26 protein-coding genes, 3 tRNA genes and 3 pseudogenes are annotated in these 22,049 nt (G+C 62.6%); 15 read left to right on the top strand and 17 right to left on the bottom strand.

From position 1 onward, the window contains the following. From tuf to ACI8UR_RS08720, 3 genes are all read left to right on the top strand, one after another. Positions 1–1,077, top strand: a 1,077-nt coding sequence (tuf, locus tag ACI8UR_RS08730) for a translation elongation factor EF-1 subunit alpha (protein WP_415087769.1), incomplete at its 5' end; no start/stop codon positions are given. Between the two features lie 3 nt (positions 1,078–1,080). Next, positions 1,081–1,398, top strand: coding sequence for a 30S ribosomal protein S10 (rpsJ, locus tag ACI8UR_RS08725; protein ID WP_411716392.1), 318 nt, complete (start codon positions 1,081–1,083; stop codon positions 1,396–1,398). Positions 1,399–1,508: 110 nt separating this feature from the next. Continuing rightward, positions 1,509–1,580, top strand: a tRNA-Ala gene (locus tag ACI8UR_RS08720). Between the two features lie 187 nt (positions 1,581–1,767). Here the strand turns inward: ACI8UR_RS08720 and ACI8UR_RS08715 are convergent. Together ACI8UR_RS08715 and ACI8UR_RS08710 are read right to left on the bottom strand one after the other, a co-directional pair. Continuing rightward, the gene (locus ACI8UR_RS08715) at positions 1,768–3,132 is read right to left on the bottom strand and encodes a DNA cytosine methyltransferase (RefSeq protein WP_415087768.1); all 1,365 of its coding nucleotides are present in this window, start codon (positions 3,130–3,132) and stop codon (positions 1,768–1,770) included. 52 nt (positions 3,133–3,184) lie between these two features. Beyond that, on the bottom strand, positions 3,185–4,030 hold the full coding sequence (locus tag ACI8UR_RS08710) for a TdeIII family type II restriction endonuclease (RefSeq protein ID WP_415087767.1): 846 nt from the start codon (positions 4,028–4,030) through the stop codon (positions 3,185–3,187). Between the two features lie 244 nt (positions 4,031–4,274). Here ACI8UR_RS08710 and ACI8UR_RS08705 point away from each other — a divergent pair, with 244 nt between their 5' ends. After that, on the top strand, positions 4,275–4,856 hold the full coding sequence (locus tag ACI8UR_RS08705; RefSeq protein ID WP_411715486.1) for a HalX domain-containing protein: 582 nt from the start codon (positions 4,275–4,277) through the stop codon (positions 4,854–4,856). On the opposite strand, the pseudogene ACI8UR_RS08700 reads toward ACI8UR_RS08705, so the two are convergent. Continuing rightward, a pseudogene (locus ACI8UR_RS08700) lies at positions 4,853–5,233 on the bottom strand (fumarylacetoacetate hydrolase family protein); the annotation flags it as partial. The gene ACI8UR_RS08705 and the pseudogene ACI8UR_RS08700 sit on opposite strands and share 4 nt — an antisense overlap. Before the next feature lie 84 nt (positions 5,234–5,317). Here ACI8UR_RS08700 and ACI8UR_RS08695 point away from each other — a divergent pair. After that, positions 5,318–6,103 carry a histidine kinase gene (locus ACI8UR_RS08695; protein ID WP_411715487.1) on the top strand — a complete coding sequence of 262 codons (786 nt, stop codon included), beginning with the start codon at positions 5,318–5,320 and terminating at the stop codon, positions 6,101–6,103. A gap of 33 nt (positions 6,104–6,136) precedes the next feature. Here ACI8UR_RS08695 and crcB read toward each other — a convergent pair whose 3' ends face one another. Both crcB and ACI8UR_RS08685 read right to left on the bottom strand, forming a co-directional pair. Next, on the bottom strand, positions 6,137–6,490 hold the full coding sequence (gene crcB, locus ACI8UR_RS08690; protein ID WP_411715488.1) for a fluoride efflux transporter CrcB: 354 nt from the start codon (positions 6,488–6,490) through the stop codon (positions 6,137–6,139). Further along, positions 6,478–6,837 carry a fluoride efflux transporter FluC gene (locus tag ACI8UR_RS08685; RefSeq protein WP_411715489.1) on the bottom strand — a complete coding sequence of 120 codons (360 nt, stop codon included), beginning with the start codon at positions 6,835–6,837 and terminating at the stop codon, positions 6,478–6,480. The genes crcB and ACI8UR_RS08685 overlap by 13 nt, the downstream gene beginning before the upstream one ends. Positions 6,838–6,917: 80 nt before the next feature. Between ACI8UR_RS08685 and ACI8UR_RS08680 the strand changes: the two genes are divergently transcribed. Next, the gene (locus tag ACI8UR_RS08680; protein WP_411715490.1) at positions 6,918–7,367 is read left to right on the top strand and encodes a carboxypeptidase regulatory-like domain-containing protein; all 450 of its coding nucleotides are present in this window, start codon (positions 6,918–6,920) and stop codon (positions 7,365–7,367) included. Here the strand turns inward: ACI8UR_RS08680 and ACI8UR_RS08675 are convergent, their stop codons facing one another. The 5 genes from ACI8UR_RS08675 to ACI8UR_RS08655 form a co-directional block, all read right to left on the bottom strand. Beyond that, positions 7,368–8,108 (bottom strand): protein-L-isoaspartate O-methyltransferase family protein, encoded by a 741-nt coding sequence (locus tag ACI8UR_RS08675; RefSeq protein WP_411715491.1) that lies wholly within the window; start codon positions 8,106–8,108, stop codon positions 7,368–7,370. It lies immediately after the preceding gene. Positions 8,109–8,130: 22 nt separating this feature from the next. Continuing rightward, entirely contained in the window at positions 8,131–9,039 is a 909-nt protein-coding gene (locus ACI8UR_RS08670; protein WP_415087766.1) for an SAM-dependent methyltransferase, read from the bottom strand. Between the two features lie 22 nt (positions 9,040–9,061). Next, a complete protein-coding gene (locus ACI8UR_RS08665) occupies positions 9,062–9,718 on the bottom strand; it encodes a protein-L-isoaspartate(D-aspartate) O-methyltransferase (protein WP_411715493.1) in 657 nt (218 codons plus the stop codon). 4 nt (positions 9,719–9,722) lie between these two features. Beyond that, positions 9,723–10,379, bottom strand: a complete 657-nt coding sequence (locus ACI8UR_RS08660) for an HVO_0476 family zinc finger protein (RefSeq protein WP_411715494.1) — start codon at positions 10,377–10,379, stop codon at positions 9,723–9,725. A gap of 156 nt (positions 10,380–10,535) precedes the next feature. Continuing rightward, positions 10,536–11,522: an aminopeptidase gene (locus ACI8UR_RS08655; protein ID WP_411715495.1), complete on the bottom strand. Its 987-nt coding sequence runs from the start codon at positions 11,520–11,522 to the stop codon at positions 10,536–10,538. 377 nt (positions 11,523–11,899) lie between these two features. Between ACI8UR_RS08655 and ACI8UR_RS08650 the strand changes: the two genes are divergently transcribed. Beyond that, positions 11,900–12,916 (top strand): type II glyceraldehyde-3-phosphate dehydrogenase, encoded by a 1,017-nt coding sequence (locus ACI8UR_RS08650; protein WP_411716436.1) that lies wholly within the window; start codon positions 11,900–11,902, stop codon positions 12,914–12,916. A 76-nt stretch (positions 12,917–12,992) separates the two neighbouring features. Continuing rightward, the gene (locus tag ACI8UR_RS08645) at positions 12,993–13,370 is read left to right on the top strand and encodes an Hsp20/alpha crystallin family protein (protein ID WP_411716437.1); all 378 of its coding nucleotides are present in this window, start codon (positions 12,993–12,995) and stop codon (positions 13,368–13,370) included. Positions 13,371–13,420: 50 nt separating this feature from the next. Here ACI8UR_RS08645 and ACI8UR_RS08640 read toward each other — a convergent pair whose 3' ends face one another. From ACI8UR_RS08640 to ACI8UR_RS08625, 4 genes are read right to left on the bottom strand one after another with little or no spacing between them, the layout of a single operon-like run. Next, complete coding sequence (locus tag ACI8UR_RS08640) at positions 13,421–14,284, bottom strand: ATP-grasp domain-containing protein (protein WP_411716438.1); 864 nt, start codon at positions 14,282–14,284, stop codon at positions 13,421–13,423. Between the two features lie 57 nt (positions 14,285–14,341). Continuing rightward, positions 14,342–16,264, bottom strand: coding sequence for an ABC transporter ATP-binding protein (locus ACI8UR_RS08635; RefSeq protein ID WP_415087764.1), 1,923 nt, complete (start codon positions 16,262–16,264; stop codon positions 14,342–14,344). Positions 16,265–16,323: 59 nt separating this feature from the next. After that, positions 16,324–16,839: a DUF192 domain-containing protein gene (locus tag ACI8UR_RS08630; RefSeq protein ID WP_415087763.1), complete on the bottom strand. Its 516-nt coding sequence runs from the start codon at positions 16,837–16,839 to the stop codon at positions 16,324–16,326. Between the two features lie 49 nt (positions 16,840–16,888). Further along, positions 16,889–17,446, bottom strand: coding sequence for a DUF192 domain-containing protein (locus ACI8UR_RS08625; protein ID WP_415087762.1), 558 nt, complete (start codon positions 17,444–17,446; stop codon positions 16,889–16,891). Between the two features lie 85 nt (positions 17,447–17,531). Here ACI8UR_RS08625 and ACI8UR_RS08620 point away from each other — a divergent pair. The 3 genes from ACI8UR_RS08620 to ACI8UR_RS08610 all read left to right on the top strand — a co-directional run bounded on the left by ACI8UR_RS08620 (position 17,532) and on the right by ACI8UR_RS08610 (position 17,976). Beyond that, positions 17,532–17,604 (top strand) — tRNA-Val (locus tag ACI8UR_RS08620). Positions 17,605–17,664: 60 nt separating this feature from the next. Further along, the gene (locus tag ACI8UR_RS08615; protein WP_415087761.1) at positions 17,665–17,790 is read left to right on the top strand and encodes a hypothetical protein; all 126 of its coding nucleotides are present in this window, start codon (positions 17,665–17,667) and stop codon (positions 17,788–17,790) included. Between the two features lie 112 nt (positions 17,791–17,902). Further along, a tRNA-Phe gene (locus ACI8UR_RS08610) sits at positions 17,903–17,976 on the top strand. A 475-nt stretch (positions 17,977–18,451) separates the two neighbouring features. Here the strand turns inward: ACI8UR_RS08610 and ACI8UR_RS08605 are convergent. Then, positions 18,452–18,646 carry a hypothetical protein gene (locus tag ACI8UR_RS08605; protein WP_415087770.1) on the bottom strand — a complete coding sequence of 65 codons (195 nt, stop codon included), beginning with the start codon at positions 18,644–18,646 and terminating at the stop codon, positions 18,452–18,454. 111 nt (positions 18,647–18,757) lie between these two features. Next, positions 18,758–18,829, bottom strand: a pseudogene (locus ACI8UR_RS08600) (zinc-ribbon domain-containing protein); the annotation flags it as partial. Between the two features lie 388 nt (positions 18,830–19,217). On the opposite strand from ACI8UR_RS08600, the gene ACI8UR_RS08595 reads away from it, so the two are divergent. Then, on the top strand, positions 19,218–19,352 hold the full coding sequence (locus ACI8UR_RS08595) for a hypothetical protein (RefSeq protein ID WP_415087760.1): 135 nt from the start codon (positions 19,218–19,220) through the stop codon (positions 19,350–19,352). A gap of 80 nt (positions 19,353–19,432) precedes the next feature. Continuing rightward, on the top strand, positions 19,433–20,656 hold the full coding sequence (locus ACI8UR_RS08590; protein WP_415087759.1) for a hypothetical protein: 1,224 nt from the start codon (positions 19,433–19,435) through the stop codon (positions 20,654–20,656). A gap of 209 nt (positions 20,657–20,865) precedes the next feature. On the opposite strand, the gene ACI8UR_RS08585 is transcribed toward ACI8UR_RS08590, so the two are convergent. Beyond that, the gene (locus tag ACI8UR_RS08585; RefSeq protein ID WP_415087758.1) at positions 20,866–21,117 is read right to left on the bottom strand and encodes a MarR family transcriptional regulator; all 252 of its coding nucleotides are present in this window, start codon (positions 21,115–21,117) and stop codon (positions 20,866–20,868) included. Positions 21,118–21,265: 148 nt separating this feature from the next. Here ACI8UR_RS08585 and ACI8UR_RS08580 point away from each other — a divergent pair, with 148 nt between their 5' ends. Both ACI8UR_RS08580 and ACI8UR_RS08575 read left to right on the top strand, forming a co-directional pair. Next, positions 21,266–21,802 carry a hypothetical protein gene (locus ACI8UR_RS08580; protein WP_415087757.1) on the top strand — a complete coding sequence of 179 codons (537 nt, stop codon included), beginning with the start codon at positions 21,266–21,268 and terminating at the stop codon, positions 21,800–21,802. A 25-nt stretch (positions 21,803–21,827) separates the two neighbouring features. Next, positions 21,828–22,049, top strand: a pseudogene (locus ACI8UR_RS08575) (hypothetical protein); the annotation flags it as partial.

Genomic DNA, 22,049 nt, shown 5'->3' with positions numbered 1-22,049 from the left:
GAGGAGCGAGAGCGTGGTGTCACCATCGACATCGCCCACCAGGAGTTCGACACCGACGAGTACTACTTCACCATCGTCGACTGTCCGGGCCACCGCGACTTCGTCAAGAACATGATTACTGGCGCGAGCCAGGCAGACAACGCGGTACTCGTCGTCGCAGCCGACGACGGTGTCCAGCCGCAGACCCAAGAGCACGTCTTCCTCGCCCGAACGCTGGGCATCGACGAGCTCATCATCGCAGTCAACAAGATGGACCTCGTCGACTACGACGAGAACAAGTACGAGGCCGTCGTCGACGAAGTCAACCAGCTGCTCCAGCAGGTTCGATTCAGCACCGACGACGCCAAGTACATCCCGACCTCGGCGTTCGAGGGCGACAACATCTCCGAGGAATCGGAGAACACGCCGTGGTACGACGGACCGACGCTGCTCGAGGCCCTCAACGAGCTTCCGGAGCCGCAGCCACCGACGGACGCGCCGCTGCGCCTCCCGATTCAGGACGTTTACACCATCTCCGGCATCGGTACTGTGCCGGTCGGCCGTGTCGAGACGGGTATGCTCAACATGGGCGATAACGTCTCCTTCCAGCCCAGCGACGCTGGCGGAGAGGTCAAGACCATCGAGATGCACCACGAGGAAGTCCCCGAGGCCGCTCCCGGTGACAACGTCGGATTCAACGTCCGTGGCGTCGGCAAGGACGACATCCGCCGTGGTGACGTCTGTGGCCCCGCTGACGACCCGCCGACGGTCGCCGAGACCTTCCAGGCACAGGTCGTCGTCATGCAGCACCCCTCGGTGATTACGGCTGGCTACACGCCGGTCTTCCACGCCCACACCGCACAGGTCGCGTGTACCATCGAGTCCATCGACAAGAAGATCGACCCCTCCTCCGGCGAGGTCGCCGAGGAGAACCCGGACTTCATCCAGTCCGGCGACGCCGCCGTCGTTACGGTGCGACCGCAGAAGCCGCTCAGCATCGAGTCCTCGAACGAGATCCCCGAGCTGGGCAGCTTCGCCATCCGTGACATGGGTCAGACCGTCGCGGCCGGCAAAGTCCTCAGCGTCAACGAGCGATAACGCATGCAACAGGCACGCGTCCGTCTCGCGGGCACGCGGCCCGAGGACCTCGACGACATCTGCGACGACGTTCGCGAAATCGCCGACAAAACCGGCGTGACCCTGTCGGGCCCCATTCCGCTGCCGACGAAGAAGCTGGAGATTCCCTCGCGCAAGTCCCCCGACGGTGAAGGGACGGCGACGTGGGAACACTGGGAGATGCGGGTTCACAAGCGTCTCATCGACATCGACGCCGACGAACGCGCGCTCCGTCAGCTGATGCGGATTCAGGTTCCGAACGACGTCTCCATCGAGATCGTCCTCGAGGACGGCGGCGCCTAACGCGCCGCCCGGGTACGACCCGCCGCAGCACTCACGCGCGACCCCCCGGTCGCTTTCGGTGACTGCGAAACAGAAGGTACAAGCAACCGAACCGCCAATCGAAAAACCAAGGGCTCGTAGATCAGCGGCAGATCGCTTCCTTCGCAAGGAAGAGGCCCCGGGTTCAAATCCCGGCGAGTCCATTTCCTTCCGCTCGTTTCACTCGCTCCAGTCAATGGACTCGCCGACCATCGCGACGCTCAGTCCCGGCGAGTCCACGGTCTGATATCGCGAGTGGTCGTACCGATTGCAATCCGAGGAGTTCGTCTGAAGCGTGCGACGATGGGACGTATCGCCATTGGTCGCGTTCTGCCCAGCGTGATGAAAGCTTCACTCCGCGACAGCGGTTTCGGCATCGGCCAGCGCGAGTAGATGCTCGGCGAGTCGCTCGGCCATCAGCGGCGGGACGGCGTTGCCGATCTGGTTTGCGATGTCGTCGAAGGAGCCGACGAACTCGAAGGTGTCGGAGAAACTCTGGATGCGAGCGCCCTCCCGGAGCGAAAGCCCGCGGTTCTCGGTTGGATGGAGCTTATCGCGGGGGTTGAAATCCGTCGTGAGGATGGTGTTCGACTGGCCGTCCGGCACCAGTCGCATGTAGCGCGGTCGGATTCCGGATTTCGTGTTGAGGTCGTAGCCGACCGTGTCGCCGTCCTCGTCCGTCCGAACCCAGCCGTCCTCGAGAAGGCTCTCCAGGGCCTCGGTCACGGCCTCGTTCTCGTGGTCGAGGCCGTGGGCGATTTTGTGGTCGGGAACGGCGCCGACGCTTTTGTCGCCCATCTTGAACGCAGAGCGGGTGCGATGCCGGGCGATGAAATGTAGGCAGTCCTGTTCGACATCGGTGAAGCGGTCTTCGAGCAGATCCCACACCTGCCGATAGCGGTCGCCGAAGCGACTGGAACGGTACATCTCGCCCGGTTCGAGCCCCTCGACAATGGTGCGTGTGGCGTCGCCGTCTGCGGGCGTCTTCGCGATGTGGTTGTACGTCTTCTCGGCGCCATCCCGGACGGCGCGCAGATACTCGTTGTCGGGGAACTCCGACAGTGGCGGCAGGGACACGACGCCATCATCGGTCGGTTCGGGGAGGTCGGCGAACGCCTCCGAGACCGTTCGCCAGCCCTGCATCCGCTCGCCGGTCAGCGACAGTTGGCCGTCGCCGTCCGGCTGGAACTCGCCGTTGGGGAGCGTCGGCGTACTCGAGAGGTCGTCGTTGATGCCGACGTAGATGGCTCGCTCGCGGGTCTGTGGCACGCCGAAATCGGCGGCGTTCAGCGTTTCCCAGGTGACGCTGTAGCCGACGTCGGCGTACTCGCGTTCGATAGCCTCGAGGAACGCCTCGCTGATGGTCGTCATCCCGGCGACGTTCTCCATCAACACGTAGTCGGGTTCGAGCTCGCCGACCCACTGGATGAACGAGAAGACGAGTTGATTCCGCTCATCGTCCAGGCGTCGATTGCCGCGGGCGTCGCTGAACCCCTTGCAGGGCGGGCTGCCGAAGACGATGTCGGCGTCGACCGCTTCGAGTTCGGCCGGCGGCGATTCCCGGATGTCATGGTGTATCGCCTCGCCAGCGTGGTTTCGCTCGAAGGTTTCTAGTGCGGCCTCGTCGGCGTCGACACCGTATCGAACGTCGATGCCGGCCCGCTCGAAACCCTTGCTGAATCCGCCGGCCCCGCAGAACAGATCGATGGCCTTCATTCGGTTGGCTATCCCTATTCCGTCTCGGGTATTAACTCCCCGGGTCGCCGGCTCAGAGACTCGAATCGCCGGCCAGCGCCTGGAGCTTCTGGATGTTCCCCTCCGACTCCTCCAGAAGGAAGTTGAAGAGTCCCTCCATCGTCCGCTCGCCGCCGATGGCGTCCCAGAACGACTCAGCGATGAGCATGCCGTCGCTTTCCGTCACGTCGAAGAACGCCTGTGGCGGCCACCATTCGTACGCCTCGAGGCTCCCGTAGGGATTGAACGGGAAGACGTACCGAACGACGGGCGTCGGTTCTTCGCGGTGTTTGTAGGCGGCGACCGTCTTCAGCATCTGCCGTTTCGACTCCATCGTCTGGTCGCGGTTCGGCTTCGGCGTCTTGATTTCGGCACCGAGTGGCCGCCCGCCCTCGAAATCCTCGACCCACAGGTCCCAGGTGATCGACCCGGCGCTTTTCAGCGTCCCGCTTCCATCGGCGTCGAGGATGGCCTGTTTCTCCCGCTGCCAGTCCGGGTCACGCTCGCCCTCGGCCAGCCCCGAGATGATGGATTCGATGGTTCCCTCCTCGTCGGGCGTGATTTCGATATCAGTGAGTGTATGCTGTGTTTCTGCGGCGCCGACGTCGTCGTTCGCGTTCGAGACGGCCTTGCCGAACTCCTCGTACATCTGCTGGCCGAGCTTCTGGGTGAAGCTCCGCTCGAAGTTCCCGAGCGTCCAGAACAGCGGTGACGGCATCATGATGGCCCTGAACGCCTCGTTGCGTTTGAACTCGTCCCAGTCGAACTGTCGGGCTTTCTCGAGCGGTCGCTCGAAGAACCCCTCCGTCACGTCCCGGAGTTTCGCTTTCGTCTCGCGGTCGAGTTCGTGCTCGCCGATGTGGTCGAAATCGGTGTCCATCGACCGGTAGTCACGAACCCATTCATAAGCAGTTGTGCCTCACGCTGGGGCGCCGTCTGGCGATGATTCGGGGACGAGACGGTGGTAGTTCGGGTTCGGTACTGAGAGGGCTGTCCGTGGCGACCGGCTCCCGAGTGCAGATTTGTTAGCTGTACGATAAAAGCCTGGAGGCCCAGGCTTTCGGCAGTTTCAGAATCTGAAAACAGTCCGAATAGATATACCATCGAATCCTATTGTACCGGTAATGGGGACATCGATGCCAAACGAGACGGTACTGGTCGTGGACGACAAGCCCGACCTCGCAGACCTGTACACCGCGTGGCTCGACGACCACTACGAGATTCGCACAGCCTACGGGGGCCAGGAGGCACTGGAGAAACTGGACGATGAGGTCGACGTTGCACTGATAGACCGCCTGATGCCGCAGACGTCGGGCGACGACGTGCTTCGACACGCTCAGGAAGCCGAGTACGACTGTCAGATAGCGATGGTGACGGCCGTCGAGCCGGATTTCGACATCATCGAACTCGGCTTCGACGAGTACATCGTCAAGCCGATGGAGCGTGAGGAACTCGTCGGCGTGGTCGAGTCGTTGCTCTCGCGGCTGACGTACGACAAGCAACTGCAGGGGTTCTTCGCCTTGGCGTCGAAGCGGGCGGCACTGCAGTCACGGAAGGCGACGCACGAACTCGAAGAGAGCGACGTCTACGAGCAGCTCTCGGCGGAGATTCAGGAGCTGCGTTCGGAGCTCGATGAGACGACCGAACAGTTGACAACGCGGGATTTCGAGGTCGAACTGCGGCAGCTGAGCGACAGCCAGGCCTAGCGAACGGTATTTTCGAGCGCGCCGATGCCTTCGATGTGGAGCCGGACGGTGTCCCCCCGTTCGAGGAAGCGCCCGAGTTCGAGCCCACACCCTTCACCGACAGTTCCGCTGCCCAGCACGTCGCCGGGGTGGAGCCGCTCGTCCTGTGAGACGTGTTCGACGATATCCGCAAAGGAGTGATACATCTCGCCAGCGGTGCCCGACGACCACGTCTCGCCGTTCACCTCGGCGGTCATCTCGGCGCTCTCGAGGTCGAAGTCGTCGGCCGTGACGAGATACGGGCCGAAGGCGTTCGCGAAGTCCTTCCCTTTCGCCGGGCCGAGTCGTCCCTTCATCTCCTCTAACTGCGTATCGCAGGCGGTGAAATCGCTGAACACACCTCGTGTCGTGGGGGCAACCGACGTATAGGTTCGCCTCACCCCAGATGCCGGATTTAAGTTTCTCCAGAACGTTCCACGGATGTGACAGGACGATCTCCAGAGGCATTGAACGGTTTCATCGACGAGACCGACGCCTCCGAGAAGACGCTCCTGCTTTTGAACCGAACCGGGCCGGAGCCACTCGTAGAGTTGCTCGACCGGGCTTTCGAGAGCCAGTCGGTGACGATTGCCGACCGGCACGTCGTGGAGGGAACCGACGATCTCGTCTGCCTCATCGAGGACGGTGAGGTCACTGCGACGACGCCGTTCTCCACCCTTTCGGAGTCTTTTCTCCTGGTGAACGTCGACCGCTACCGGACGGGAACGCGGCAACTGGAAACCGGGTCGTTTCCGGACGTGTTGACCGGGCTGGACGACGTCGAGTTCACTGTCCGCGGCTTTCCGGACTCGAACAAGGAGAAGCTCCTGCTCGTTCTCATCTCGCGGTTCATCGAGTACCGGGCGCTCGAAGCCGGCTCCGGGGAATTCCACAGCACGTTCCAGCGACTCTCCCGACTCGACGACGAGTACGGCACCAAGACGGTGTACGAGTGGCTCGCCGAAAGCGACGTTGACACGCACGTCTACGGCGTCCGTGACGACCCCTCGATCGCCGACGCGCTCGGCGTGACAGCACATTCCGGTACCCATGAGGAGTACCGCCGCTCGTGGGTCGTCGTTTTCACTCCGGACGACGAGGCGACCACCGACGACGCCCACGCCGCGCTCGTCGCAGTCGAAACCGAATCCAACGTCTGGCGCGGGATGTGGACGTACGACGCCGACCGCGTCGGGCGCGTTCAGTCGTACGTCCGGCAGAACTTCTGAAGGTCTCGCGTCGCGTTCGTCCCTCCGCACTAATCACGCCAGGAGAGCGCCGATTTCGGCTCCCATGAGGACAGCGAGAAGCGCGAGCACGAGCGTTCCGACAGCGTTCACGACTGCTCGCCCCGTCTCACCATCATCCGTGAGCCGCACCGTTTCGACAGCAAACGACGAGAACGTCGTGAACGCCCCACAGAAGCCGACGGCAACTGCGAGTGCTGCGGGGCCGTCGATACCCGCTGCAAGCACCAGACCGAGCAGGAAACTCCCGCCGATGTTGACGGCGAGAGTGTCTACAGCGCGGCGCTCGAGCCGCTTGCCGACCTCGAAGCGTGCGAGGGCGCCGGCTGCACCGCCAAGCCCGACCGCCAGCGCGCTCACGAGCGCCACCGTACCACCTCACGCGCCAGCAGAACGGCCAACAGACCGAGCCCGTAGTTCACGGCGACGTTCACGGCCGCAAGCGGTGGGTCGAGCGCGACCGTCTCGCTCGCGAACGTGCTGTACGTCGTAAACGAGGAGAGAAAGCCCGTCGAAACGAACAGCCGCGTCACGTCGGAAACACGGCCGTGTTCGGCCGTTCCGTAAACGAACCCGCCGAGCAGGAACGCACCTCCGACGTTCACCGCGAGCGTCCCCCACGGGAACGCGTCGGGGAGCGCGACCGCGATAGCGTGCCGGCAGAGCGCCCCCGCGAACCCGCCCAGTGCGACTGCGATGGCTGTCCGACGCTCCATACCGTCCTCTCTCCGGGCTGACAAACGACTCTTGCGGTCACGCCCGAGCCCTTATATACGAACACGGAGCCAGACGGCCCATGATTCGACTCGCACGGCTTCGCGACGACGACCGCGGCATCGAGGGGTTGCCCGTCCGGCTCGTCATCGCCTTCGTGGTCGGCGTCGCCAGCCTCTCGGTCATGATGAGTATGCTCTCCGGTATCTCCGGGCTCGCCGTCTCGGAACTCGATGTCCGGCCCACACCGGAGGTCACGACCCCCGGCAATCAGACCGTCGAGGTGACGGTCATCGATCCCGAGGGGCAGGCCGTTTCGGGAGCGACCGTCGTCGCCCGTGGCGGTTCGGCCAGGCTCGACGGTGTCGAGACGGCCACGACGGACGAGAACGGCACCGCGGAACTCGACCTCGCGCCCCGACTCGGGGCGAATCAACGCGATGGCACTGTCGAATTCGCCATCAAGCCGCCGGCCGGCAGCGAGTACGCCGACAGACGCGAGAACACCGCGCTGTTGGTGGTCGAAGAGTGATTACAGTCGCTCGTCCCAGTCGATCCACGACTGTTCCCACCCCTTCTTGCGTTTCGCGGCCCGGCGGGCGTGTTCGCGGTCTTCGCGGTGGGTACGGTTGCGCTCGACGGTATCGGCCTGTTCGCCTTCGACGAGCATCGGCTGATAGGCCACGGTGCCGTACTCGGTGACGATGTCGCCGTCCTCGATGGCGACGAGCTCCTGCTCGCCGGCACCGAGCGGTATGACGAGGCGGCCCTCGTTGGCCAACTGGTCGAGCAGTGCCTGCGGCGGCTCGATGGCGGCAGCCTCGACGAGAATCCGGTCGTAGGGCGCGTACTCCGGGAGGCCGTAGGCCCCGTCACGGCGGTCGACGAGGACGCCGCCGTAGCCGGCGTTCGAGAGGTTCGACCGCGCTTCGTACACCAGCCGTCGCGTGATATCGATAGCATGGACGCTGGCAGCGTCGGTGATTTCGGCGAGCACAGCAGCGGTGTAGCCGACGCCACAGCCGACGACCAACACCTCGTCGTCGGGGGCGATGTCGAGCGCCTCGAACAGGCGGGCGGCGGCGCTCGGCGAGAGGACGCGCGTGCCGAGTCGTTCGGCAGAGCGGTCGGCGTAGGCGACCGATTCGTCCTCGACGAACGGCTCTCTGGGTACCTCCCGCATCGCGATGCTGACGTGCTCGGACCGGACGATGGCCTTCGCCTCGTGTTCGAGGCTGTCGACCATGTCGTCGCGGAGCACCACCGAGTCCATACGTCGGCCTCCGTGCCGGAGCCTATTGAATCGCGCGTCCGATGGCCGCCGACAGCGGACTCGACACGACCGGCTCGATATCGACGGTCTCGAACGCATCGACCAGCCACGACCGGACGGCCGCAGCGTCGTGTATCGCGCCTGCACCAGCCGCGAGCAGGTCGATATCGACCAGTTCGGCGCCCGCCGTTTCGCCACGGAACGCATCGAGGAAGACGGCGGTCGTCGCCGCCTCGCTCGCCGAAGCGACGATATCACGGGCTCTCTCGGCGTCGTATTCGTGGAGTGCCCCGGCGTAGACGACGAGGTCACATTCGGGAACGTCCGTCGGCGTCCCGGCACGCAGCTCAACCGGCTCGTGTTCCAGTAGTGGCTCGACAGCCTCGATTCGGTCGGCAGTATCCAGGAGTGTCACGTTCCAGCCGCGCTCGGCGAACTCGATGGCCCGTCGACCTGGGCCGTCGCCGACCACGACGATGTCGTCGCCGTTCGGCGCGGCGTGGACGGCTGCGGTCACCTCAGACCGCAGTCGCGCTTCCCCGAGTGCGGCTTCGCGGCCGAGCGTGTTACGGAACGCGTCGGCCGGCTCCGGGGATGCCTCGCCGGCCATCGTCTCCGGCAGCGCCTGCCACTGCTCCATGGCATCGACTTCGCCAGGCATGCGGCCGATAGAGCGGAGGTCGGTCTTCGTGAGAAAGCCGAGCAGCCGATTCGTCGGTTCCGAGGCGCCGTCGACGCGGGTGAGAAAGCCCGCCGCTTCCAGTGCAGCGATAAGTCGCCCGGCGGCGACCGGGTCGATATCGGCCGTCTTCGCGACCTCCTCGGCCGTTCCGGCGTCCGTCGCCAGCGCATCGAGCGCGCCGCAACGTCGCGCCGCAAGCAGGAGCGCGATGTCTCGCCACTCCGGTTCGGTTCCGTCCTGCGTGGGCATATCGCCCCTTCGAGCGGCTTCGTTAAGAGTCGCCGCCCTGCATTGGGACGAATCGAACGGCGCCGTGGGACTCCCGGTCGAGACCGTCCTCCGTTTTGACCGCCTTCACGAGCGTTTGTCTTGCGGTTCCGAGTGGGGCGACGATGCGCCCGCCGACGCGGAGTTGGTCGACGACCGCCTCGGGGAGTTCCGGAGCCGCACAGGTGAGATACGCTGCGTCGTAGGGGGCGTGTTCCGGCCAGCCCTCGTGGCCGTCGCCGACGCGAACGTGGATGTCGTAGCCGAGGTCGGCAAGTCGCTCACGCGTGTCCTCGGCCAGCTCCGGCACGTACTCGACGCTGTAGACGTTGTCGTCGCCGACGATTTCGGCGGTGACGGCGGCGTGATAGCCACAGCCAGTGCCGATTTCGAGGACGGTTTCGCCGGCGTCGAGGTCGAGCAGATCGCACATCGCGCCGACCATGTGTGGCGCGGAGATAGTCTGATTCGAACCGATGGGCAACGGCCGGTCGGCGTAGGCACTATTCGTTCGTGCTTCGGGGACGAACTCGTGACGTGGGACGGCTTTCAGCGCCGCGATGGTGCTGTCGCGTTCGATACGGCCGGCCTCGACGAGCGCCTCGACCATCCGCTCGCGGGCGGCCTCGAAATCGTCGTCCGCGTCGCCGCCCCAGAACATCGGCCTACCAGGCCGACCAGGCCCGACTGCGGCTGTTCTCGTCGCGAGCGTACACCCGCTTGAGGTCTTTCGCAAGCGCGCTGTCGCCGCCGAAATCGTACCCCTCGCGGTCGTAATCGGTCGCGTCATCGCGAACGAGGATGCGCTCGACGGTGAACTCCTCGCCGCCGTATTCGTGGCTCTGGCCGACGACGAACTCCTCGTCGCCGGGCATCTGGATCTTCACGCTGCGCGTCTCCTCGTGGCCCCCGTCTTTCGGGTGCAGCGTCAGGTTCACCGCCACGTTCCCGACCCCGCGCGTCCACAGCGTCTTGACGTCCGTCGCTTGCGCGCTGTCAGTTCGCCCGCCGTTGGCCAGCTCGATGGACGTGATGCGGGCGGTGAGGAACGCCTCATCGGTTTCGACGAGGAACTCATCGCCGGTCGACAGTTCTTCTTCGGGTGGGATGTCGACCATCGCCTCGGTCGATTCGTCGTCCTGGGAGACGATGACGCGACGGTTGACCGTCGACTCCTCCTCGATGGTCGTTTTATGAACGTGACTGCACTCGCTGCATCGGACGGTTGCCTGCCCACCCTCGCTGAGTACCTCGTGGGCCGTCTCCGAAGCCGGAGAACAGGAGGGACAGAAAACCGCAACGCGTTGCTGACTCATTGGCATGAATAGATGATGCGGACGTATAAGCGCGTGGCTCCTGCGGCGAGAGTGAGCGGGCGATCACCTCGCGGCTGTTCGGCCCCGTGGAACTTCCACGCCGTTCCGCGGTTTCACCGCTCCACGTTCGGGAGGTCGATGACCTCGCCATCTCACGGCTTACTACCGTTCGACTCGTGGAAGCTCCACTTCCACGCCATCCACATACACCGTCGGCTCCCGAAGGATGCCGTCCATATGGATGGGCGCCTCGTTGTCGCCGCCGATGCCGGCGTCGTCACCGAGAGCGATGTGGACGGTGCCGCCGGCCTTCTCGTCGAGCAGGACGCTGCCGACGAGGTCAGTAACGCTGATGTTGGTGCCGATGCCGAGTTCGGCGAGATTGTAGGCGTTCTGTCCCACCTCTTCGGCGGCCGCCTCGACCTCCGAGCGGATGGCATCATCGCTGATTGAGGTGATGTAGCCGTCCTCGACTTCAATGGTGACCGTCTGGCCATCATCGAGGAGACCGTGGGGACGGATGGTGCCGTCGACGACGTAGGTTCCGTCGGCGGATTCGGGGCTGATGAACACCTCGCCGGCCGGGAGATTCGAGAAGGCGCCGGGTTCCTGGACGATGCCGGTGTCGTCGTTCCAGATGCGGTCGCCCAACTGGAAGGTGATGTCCGTCCCCTGCGGTGAGGTGACGCGGATCTCGTCGGCGCCCTCGACCCGTTCGAGCATCGCCGCACACTCGGCGGCGATGGCGTCGTAATCGGCGTCGAGTCCGGTCGTGAACACTTCCTCGGTGATGCCGGGAAGCGTCGCACCGCGAGCGCCTTCGTCCGTCGCGTTCGAGCGGGCGCGGGTGTGGCTGAGGCTCTTCGTCGTCGGCGCGAGGAAGGCGTCGGCGTCAAGCAGCGCGGCAGCGACCGGTGCTGGCGGTTCGGCGCCGTGCTGTGGCCCCGGCGGGTAGCGCACGATGACGGCCTCGTCCGTGGCTTCGAGCGCCGCGTCGTACAGCGCCTCGCCGATGGGCTGGCGTTTGTCGTCGGTGACGATGACGCAGGTCTCGCCCGGCTGGACGGCGAGACACTGCTCGACGGCTGTTTCGGCGGCGACCGCGACCGCGTCCGGGTCGTCGATACCGAGGGCGTCCGAATCGCTCATATCCCGGGATTCGGCTGGCGACCGGATAGGCGTTCCTGTCTCATACGGGCTGTTGGAACCGAGGAACTGCAGTCCGGCTCACTCCTCGCGGAGCGAGGCGGTGTCGGCGTCGACCTGCCCTGCGGTCTGGGCCAAAGCGTTCGCGAGCCGGGTCGCCCGCTCGTCAAGTCCGGTTTAGGTGTCGCGTTGGTCTTTCCGCGGATACACGACGGCATCCTTCTTGGGGAAGGTCGGCCGTCTGTTCCAGCGTGGCGGCTATCGTGGGCTCCATGTAAACACGACTCATTGGAACGCCCGGTAATTAATCGTTCGAGCGACCCGGCCGCGATAGCCCCCGAAAGACAACCGTTATGCTCGGCGGGCAATGACGCCGATACATGAGCATTCAGGTCGCGATCAACGGCTACGGCACTATCGGCAAACGGGTGGCCGACGCGGTCACGCTCCAGCCCGACATGGAGCTCGTCGGCGTCGCCAAGACCAGCCCGAACCACGAGGCTGAACTCGCAGTCGAGAAGGGCTACCCGCTGTATGCGGCCGTCGAGGAGCGCATCGAGCTGTTCGAAGACGCCGGCATCGATCTCGCCGGGACGGTCGAGGAACTCGTCTCGGCCGCAGACATCGTCGTCGACGCCACGCCTTCCGGCATCGGTGCCGAGAACAAATCAATGTACGACGATCTCGATACGCCCGCGCTGTATCAGGGCGGCGAGGACGCCGACCTCGTCGATACCTCGTTCAACGCGCGCGGCAACTTCGAGGCGGCCGAAGGCGCCGACCACGTCCGCGTCGTCTCCTGTAACACGACCGGTCTCTCGCGGCTGCTGGCGCCGCTCGAAGAGGAGTATGGCATCGAGAAGGCTCGCGTCACGCTCGTCCGTCGTGGCGGCGACCCCGCCCAGAGCGGCCGCGGTCCCATCAACGACATCCTGCCGAACCCGGTGTCGCTGCCCTCCCACCACGGCCCCGACGTGAACACTATCTTCCCCGACATCGATATCGACACGCTCGGGCTGAAGGTGCCCGCGACGCTGATGCACACCCACTCGGTCAACGTCACGCTGGAATCGACCCCGACCGCCGACGAGGTTCGCGATGTCCTCGACGAGCAGCGCCGCACCTTCCTCATTCCTGAAGAACACGACATCGACGGCGCCGGCAAACTCAAGGAGTTCGCGATGGATCGAGGTCGTCCCCGCGCCGACATTTGGGAGAACTGCATCTGGTCTGAGTCGGCATCGATGGAGGGCAACGACCTCTATCTGTTCCAGGCTATCCACCAAGAATCCGACGTTGTCCCCGAGAACGTCGACGCGATCCGGGCCGTCCTCAGCACCGCCGACGCTAGCGACTCCATCGTCCGCACGAACGAGGCGATGGGCGTGGGGTTCTGAACGCCGAGCAGCACCGTGATTATCGAGTTCTGCCAACGACAGAAGGCTTTTGATGCGCAGTACCGTAGCGACGGCTATGCGCCGGGACGACCGCGACGACCCCTTCGACGACATCTTCAGCGAAATCGAGCGGATGATGGAGGAGATGACAGGCGGCGTGAGCGGAGCCAACAACGCCGGCTTCGGCAACGACGCCCACGTCTCCATCTACGAGACCGACGAGGAGATCCGCGTCGTCGCGGATCTACCGGGTGTCGGCAAGGACGAGATCGACATCAAATGCGACGGTCGCCACGTGACGATCTCCGCGACGACCGACCGCAGCGACTACGAAGACCGCGTCGAACTCCCCGCTCGCGTCGACGAGCATTCGGCATCCGCGACGTTCAACAACGGCATCCTCGAAATCACGCTCGACCGAACGGGAAGCTCCGCGAATATCGACCTTTCCTGACGCGCGGCTTCCGGCGTCGTTTCTGAACCACTCGGAGCCATCGGCTTCGGCTACCGTGCGGTCGCTCGAATCAGCTCGGCCAGTCTGTCGTAGAAATCGGGTTCGTACTTCGTCGCCGCATCGACCGTCGGCCGTGCGTTCGTCTCGTTGACCACTGCCCGGTCGTCGGTGACGAGGATGTCGACGCCGAGCCAGTCGATATCGAGCGCCGCAGCGGCGTCTTCGGCCAGCCGTTGCAGCGTGTCGGGCAGTTCCACGCCGACGGCCTCGGCCCCGCGATGGACGTTGTGTTTCCAGCGGCCGGCCGCCCGTTCGTCGTCCGGGAGTCGGCGCTCGACGGCGCCGACGTACTCGCCGTCGACGACCATCGCCCGGTAATCGCGGGCGTCCGGGAGGTACTCCTGGACGAGGAATGACTGGTCGCTGACCGCCCGGTAGTCGTGTATCAGCGACAGGTAATCACAGATGCCGAGGAACGAATCGAGGTCGTGGGCTTTCGCGATGCCGACGCCGCGGGTGGTCGAGTTCGGCTTGACGACGACGGGCGGGTCGAACAGCTCGAACGCCGCTCGGAGTTCCGACTGGGCGGCTTGATTCGAGACGTAGACGCTCTCGGGCGTTTCGATGCCGGCCTCCCGGAGTCGTGCGAGCGCGCCCGTCTTGTTGCGGCTCCGGAGGATGGCCTCGCGGTCGTTCACCCAGGGCACATCGAGCAGCGCGTCGGCGACGCCGCCCTCCATGAGCCGCGACGGATAGACGAAGCCGGCGTCGAACGACTCCTCAACGAAGGGCTCCGAAAGCGGCTGGACGCGCTCGGCCGTCGGGACGTGCTCGGCGTCGATGCCGCGCTCTGAGAGGGGGTCGCGGATGCGCCCGAGCGTCTCGGCGTTCGTCGCAACGGCCAGCCGAAGCATATCCGTTCCTTGGCTGCTATCGTCTTGAATCCGCTGGAGCGCCGCCCGCCGAAGTCGTTAATCGTCGTCGGCTTCGGTACGAGCCTGCCGTTTGGCGGCCCGCTCGATGAACTCCTCGGGGAGTTCGTCGATTTCGCCCGCCTGGACGCCCCACAGATGGGCATAGAGTCCGCCTTCGTCGAGCAGTTCCTCGTGGGCGCCGCGCTCGACGACTTCGCCGCCCTCCAACACGAGGATGGTGTCCGCGTCCTTGATGGTCGAGAGGCGATGCGCGATGGCGAACGTCGTGCGGTCTTCGGTCAGGCGGTCGAGCGACCGCTGGATGAGCATCTCCGTCTCCGTGTCGACGTCCGAGGTGGCCTCGTCGAGGACGAGCACCTCGGGGTCTTTGAGGACGGCGCGGGCGATGGAGACGCGCTGCCGTTGGCCGCCGGAGAGTTTGACGCCGCGTTCGCCGACCATCGTATCGTAGCCGTCCGGGAGGTTCGTGATGAACTCGTGGGCCTCAGCGGCTTTGGCGGCCTCGACGACGTCCTCCTCGGCGGCGTCGAACGTTCCGTAGGTGATGTTCTCACGGACGGTGCCGTAGAAGAGGAACGTGTCCTGGCCGACGTAGCCGACGTGCTGTCTGAGCGAGGGCAGCGTCACCTCGCGGATGTCCTGGCCGTCGACGCGAATCGCTCCCTCGTCGACGTCGTAAAGACGCAGGAGGAGCTTCAGGACGGTCGATTTTCCGGCGCCGGTCGGGCCGACCAACGCGAGCGTCTCGCCGCCCTCGACCTCGAACTCGACGTCCTTGACGATGGGTTCGTCGCCGTAGCCGAAGGTCACGCCGTCGTATTCGACGTGACCCTCGTCGACCTCCAGCGGTTCGGCGTCGGGGTCGATAGCCAGGCGGTCGGGCTCGTCCATCAGCCCGAAGATGCGCTCGGAGGAGGCGTGGGCGCGCTGATACATGTTGATGATCTGGCCGAACTGGGCCATCGGCCAGATGAACCGCTGAGTGAAGAGGATGAAGACGACGAAGGTTCCGATGGAGAGCTCGCCGGTCAGGGGGCCCGGCGCCGACCCGGTGAACACCCACAGGCCGCCGACGATGAACGTGATGACGAAGCCGATGCCGGAGAGCAGTCGGAGGCCGGGGAAGAACTTGATTCGCGTCTCGATTGCGTCCCAGTTGGCGTCGAAATACTCCATCGAGACATCGTCGACGCGGTCGGATTCGTAGGACTCGGTGTTGGCGGATTTGATGACCCGGATGCCGCCGAGGTTGTTCTCGAGGCGAGAGTTGACCGCGCCGACCGAGGAGCGAACACGGGCGTATTTCGGCTGGATGATGCGGATGAACAGATAGGTGAAGCCGGCGATGAGCGGCACCGGCAGGAGCGCGATGAGCGCGAGCTGCCAGTTGTAATAAAACAGGACGCCAGCGATGCCGAGCACCATCACCGACAGGCGGAACATGGAGTTCAGCCCGTCGTTGAGGAAGCGCTCGAGGCGGTTGACATCGTTCGAGAGGATGGACATCAGTTCGCCGGTCTGCTTGTCGGCGAAGAAATCCATGTTCAACCGCTGCATCGTGTCGTAGGTGTCCGTCCGGATGCTGTGTTGGATGTTCTGTGCGAAGGAGTTGAAGCCCCAGTTGCGGAGCCAGTGGAACGCCGCTCCGAGCGTGAACGCACCGGCAATGATGCCGATGACGAACCAGAACTGCATCGTCTCATCCGTCGGCACCCACGCATTCGGGAGCAGCCAAAGGGAGAACGCCTGGTCGCCGAAGATCGCGTCGATAGCAACCCCGAGCATGATGGGCGGCAACAGATCCAACAGTCGCGCGAAGATACTCGCGACGATGCCGACAGTCACCTGCAGGACGTTCGGACGACCGTACTCCGAGAAGAGCCGACGCATCGGGCTCGATGCGTTCTCCCGCTGCTCCTCGAAGGGGTCGTCATCGTCGTCCAGTACGGGATCCGCCATTATCTAGACTGACTGTTCAGTCAGTATAACGCTTCGGCATCCGGCCCGCCTTTCCCCTCTTACTGGTCGAACGCGACGCGGTCGCCCACCTCGACGTCGTGATCTGTCGTCCAGTTGTAGTTCACCTCGAGGACGTACCGCCCCTGGCCTTCGTACTCCCGGTCGCTGCCGTCCTCGCCCGACCCGGGTGCCGGCGCGTGATGAATCGTCGTTATCGTCCCGTTTTCGGCGACGAAGACGATGTCGATGGCGAACGACATATTCCGCATCACGTAGGTGTACCGGCCGGCCTCGTCGTGGACGAACAGCATCCCGCGGTCGGGAGGAAGGCGGTCGGTTTCGCTCAGGCCGACGTAGCGTTTCGGGAAGGTGTCGGCGACGGCCGCCTCGACGCTGCCGCGCTCGGCGCCCGTTTCGGCGTCGACGACCGTCACTGGTGTGTGGTCGTATCCCTCGGGGTCGGCGGGGTCGTAGCCGGCCAGGTACGGCGCAATCGCCCCCGTCGCGAACGCGAGATACGCCACGACGGCGAGGAGAGCGACGATAGCGAGAAGATATCGCAGCCGGCGAGCCATGCTGTTCGCACGCACGCGCCGGCGAAAAGCCTGCCGGCGGTCGGTTCCCCTACAGGTCGAACTGGACGCGGTCGCCCACGTCGACGCCGCGGTCGGTCGTCCAGTTGTAGTTCACCTCGAGGACGTACTGGCCCCGGCCGCTGTACCGTTGGGATTCGCCGTCCTCGTCCGGCCCCGGTTCAGGCGCGTGGTGAATCGACGTTATCGTCCCGTTTTCGGCGATGTAGACGATGTCGATTGCGAAGGACATCTCTCGCATCACGTAGGTCAGGTTCCGCTCCGAGCCGTACGTGAACAACATCCCTCTTTCCTCCGGGAGGTCATCCGTCTCGCTCAATCCCGTGTAGCGGAGCGATGAGTTGTCCGCGATGGCGGCCGTGACAGCACCCAGTTCTTCGTCTGTATCGCTGTCGACGACCGTCACCGCCGTCGTCTCGTAGTCGCTGTGGACGGTCGCGGAATCGGACGTGGGCGTCGGCGTGGCCGTCGATGCGGTTCCCGAATCGTCACCTAGCGGTGCGACGATGCCGCCGGCAACCGCGCCGTAGGCGGCGATGATAAACAAGCCAGCCACGGCGACTGCCTCCCATTGCCCGATTCGGGTCACTGTCGCCCACTCCGGGTTGCAGGGGTCTAAGCGTTCCGACGCGGAAAGTAAGGGTTAACCGCCAGGGTCGATTTCGTTCCAACGCGGGCACGTGGTCTAGTGGCTATGACGCGGCCTTTACAAGGCCGAGATCGGCGGTTCGATCCCGCCTGTGCCCACTTCTCTCGACACTGCTTCGCCGCGAAAAGCATATGCACACCCGTCCCCCACGTCATCGTATGTCTGGACGTGCCGGCTCGGACTGCCCCGAATGTGGCGGTCAGCTCGACTCCGACGACGGAATGGACTACGAGTGTCGCGACTGTGGCCGCAAGTACGACTCTGCGGATGTCTTTCTTATCTGAGCGGCCGCTCCTATCGGTGTTAGCCGCTTCACGCCGTTGCCGCCCCGCACCCCCGTCCCGGCGCCGGCTTTCGAAACCCTTTTTGATAGTGTCGGCGTCATTGCGCGTGCAGGCCGCCTTAGCTCAGATTGGGAGAGCACTCGACTGAAGATCGAGCTGTCCCCCGTTCAAATCGGGGAGGCGGCATCCTTGTTGCGGGTCGAACCACAATCACCGCACAGCGTTGCGATTCACCCGATTTCGACGGGAAATCGTCGGGAGATTTGAACCCGTCACAGCACGCGACCTCGCGCTTGCTTGCGTTTCACTGGATTCGACACGGCCCAGTATGGTAAAATCACGGAGCCGAGTGGACGTGAAGCGGCGTCTATTCGTCGGGACGAACCATATCAACCCAACCGTCGGGGTATCGTCGGGTGTTGATTACGACTTTACCACCAATCGAGAGGTCAATCTGGCGTCGCATACCCGTCGGTACGATGCTGACGTACATGAATCACGGGACGAACTGAACCGAACGTCCTCAAACGGGAACGATGGACACTCGTCGGAGACGCACACAGACGACGCGCTGAGAGGGGACGTGCCTTCATCCCCTACGATGTAACGTATTGGTTGTGCAACCCGAGAGAGGGGGAACGTCCGCGTTTGTCCCTCGACGTTAACCTCGACGGAGGAACCCAAGGATATTATCGGAGACGTGCAGGAGTCCCCACAACGGAAGTCCGACGACGAGAACCCCGAACCAGAAGATGAAGAGGGCGATAGGAACGGGATGAGGTAACGCGGTAATCGGTAATCCCACCACGTTGAGGCCGATGGCAAGCAGGAACGAAATGAATCCGATAGCATTCACGGACCCGATAACGCTACGGGGCGACTCGAACGGTCCCGCTGGTTCGGACCAGTCCCACGAGTCATCATCCGTCGAGGTCTCGTTGTGGGTTTGTGCGTCTGCGACGTGAGTTCCGCACTCGGGACAATACTGCGGGTCGTCACTGAGTTCGGTACCGCACTGCGGACAGTATTGGTCCGGCATATTTCCGTTCTCGCAGACTGAATTGGTAGGCGTGGTGGCATTTGGTCTATTCCGAAATTCGACCGAACGACGAAATAGATACTCTCGTTCGCACTGCGGGATCTGTCTCAGCACTAGTCCGAGTTGTTGCCTCCGTGTTCACTTCCCGGAAACCGAAGAGTGGGGTGGTGCGCTTGCGGTCATCACTACCGACTCCTGCCTTCCCTCATTGTAGTCCTGCACAGGGAGAGACACGAATCTACGACGCGAGAACGGGATATAATGTATTTACCTACGTTTGTGTTTGCTCGGGGTTGCCATCTCGTACCATGCTACACCGTGTATCCAGAGAGCACCCCTATTTTGGAACCGGTAATAGAGGCGGGTCTAATTCGTATAATTCTATGCAATGGAACGAACGACCATTGCGCTCGAATCGCAAACGCGCGACAACCTTCGAGCGTTGAAGACAGGCGGACAGACCTACGACGACGTACTCCACGACCTGATGGAGCAGTACCGACAGGAGCACCTGGAGGAGTAAACGATGGAAAGAACCGGGTATGCACACGACGTTTCGAGTTCGATTCACCTAGGCCTTGTCGTCAACGGAGGTGAATCGGTATGACGTGGGGACTGTCGGACGAGGAGACCACGACGAGTACCCGTCCTGAAGTGAACATAGACGAGTACGGTGTTCGTAGTACCGTACTCGACAACTTCGACGAACGGATGTGGCACGTAATCGAGGCCGTGATGTCCGTTCATGCGACCCTGTTCATAGACGGTATCGAGAGCTGTTTCGGGTTGATTATCGAAGGCCCGTCAGGAGCAGGAAAGAGCACGGCATTACGTCCATTTGAAGGTGTGAACTCCCAATTCTATCGGTCGGATGACGTTACCCCTGCTTCGTTCGTGAGTCACGACGCTTCGAGAGACGAAGATGAGCTATCGGAAGACGACCTTCTGCCTCGAATCAAGCACAAGACGCTACTGAACCCCGAAATGGCGAACTGGTTCGGGGGCGACTGGGGCGTCAGGAAGGAGAAGATGGCGAGGTTGGTGCGTGTAATGGACGGACAGGGATTCACGAGCGATTCAGGGACGCATGGCCGCCGTGGATATGAAGGTGATTACCGATTCAATTTCATCGGAGCGACTACTCCTCTCAAGCAGAAGGACTGGGAAATGATGGGTCACACCGGAAATCGGTTCATGTTTATTGAAATGCCGAGCAGCGACAACCGTGAAGAGGTCTACCGTGACATTATCTTCAGTGAACGAGAGTACGGCCAAAAAGTAAATGAGATGACACACTCGGTTCAAAATTTCCTCACCGACCTATGGACCGATAACAGGGGTGCGAACGGCGTCAAGTGGGCTGCGACTCCGCAAGAGGAAGTCGGTGAGGGATTGATATATCTATCGAGGTTCATTCTTCACGCTCGCGCTCCCCTAGGGGAGACCTCTGAACCGGAGGCTCCCGGACGTGTAACGGATATGGTGAAGAATATTGCGAGAGGGCACGCACTTCTGCACGGTCGAGACCATGTCACCACTGACGACTTGGATATTTGCGCGCGGATTGCGTTAAGTACGGTTCCGAAAAAGCGTCGTGGCCTCTTACGCGAACTTCTACAACTAGGGCCTGACGGGCGTATGCGAACACGAGAGGTGCAGAATCAACTTAATGTCGCCCACGAGACGGCGACAGACCGAATGAATACGTTAGATTCACTCGGTGTTGCACGTCATTACCATGAGACCGTACAGGGAGGACAGGCAGAATTTATCGAACTTGACTCCGGGTTCGCTTGGCCGGGGGACCTCGTCTTTCCTGACCCGTGACATGAAGTGTAGCATTTTTAAAGTTTAGAGCGGCAACGGGTACGTGCGGTCACAAAACAGTCAAACGTGTAGCATAGGACATTATTTCGGATATAGAACCAATAGACGGAAACGGATTCAACGGTTGCTGACCTTGTTCCAACGATACCGACTGACGTGTACCCGCGACCAGTCTAAACTTTCTATTATTGATAATTTGACCATCTCTCTCATTCGACCTCCTCGGCATCAACTTCGCCGTCAAGAAACCGTCGTCCGAGGTCAGTAAGTCGGTAGTTCGAGGGGTCTACTCGTTGGAGAAGGCCCACATTTGCGAGTTTCCGACATCGGCGCGAGATGTATTCAGCGGTGTAGTCGATATTAGCGGCAATCATGATCGGCGAAGCGACAATATCCTTCTCGTGTAGGAACTCAAGAACACGCTCGTCCGCCTGTGTCATCCAGTCAATCCGTGGTCGCATTTAGTAACGGCAGTACGGGATTTGACTGCTTCATGGGGTGTCAAAACCTGTCTAACAACATCTAAAACAGTTCTATAAACACAAAATTTTGTGGTTACTACTAAGTCCGTCGAGAGATTTGGTTGGGGTAATGGATTTGAGTCGGCGGATGCTCGAACACTTCGAGGCAAAATATCCCGAGAAGGAGGATATGTATGAGGAGGAAGTCGCCCAGCTCGAGTCACTACCGACAGCCTTTGAGGAGGGTGAATGGTCACGTGAGGATCTGGAGTGGATAATCGAGTGGAAGGTCGGCGTGTTCCTCAAACCAGTACTGAGGAACTTGCGGGAAAATGACGACGAGGAGGTTCGCACAAGAATAGAAGAGGCCGTTCACGAAACGAGCATCCGATTTAAGGCCAAGGCGCTTACGTCTCTCAAGGGTATCGGGGTGCCCGTCGCCTCGGCGATTCTCCTGTTCGTCAACCCGAATCGGTTCACGGTGATTGACGAGCGGGCGTGGGATGTCCTACAACAGACGGGATACCTCTCGCAAGAACTTTCTGAAGACCCAACCGTTGACGAGTACCTAATTTACCTGGGTGCGTGTTGGACACTCGCCAACGAATACGACGTATGCCTCCGCACGCTCGACAGAGCACTGTGGGTACTCGATATTGAGGGTGAAAGCATCACCAGCGATTAAATCCAGTCAGGAATAATACACTACTATGGACGACTCAGAACGGCCCGAACGCCCTGGCCCCGACGCGACATCAGCGGAGATAGCGAAGTGGATGGAGGAGGATTTCGGGCGGGCCGTGGCTGAGGGGATGGCAAACGCTGGTGACGAGGATGACTCCGACGACGAGCACGAGGTCGTCGAGGTCGAGATACTCAATCATGAGCAGGGCGAGGTCGTTGGGACGATAGATACGGACGGGAACCTCGAC

This window comes from Natronomonas sp. (genome assembly GCF_047616845.1).
In the GTDB taxonomy this organism is placed as follows: Archaea; Halobacteriota; Halobacteria; order Halobacteriales; family Haloarculaceae; genus Natronomonas.
The sequence above is the reverse complement of the archived record's forward strand: the minus strand, read 5'-3'. Positions and strand labels throughout refer to the sequence as shown.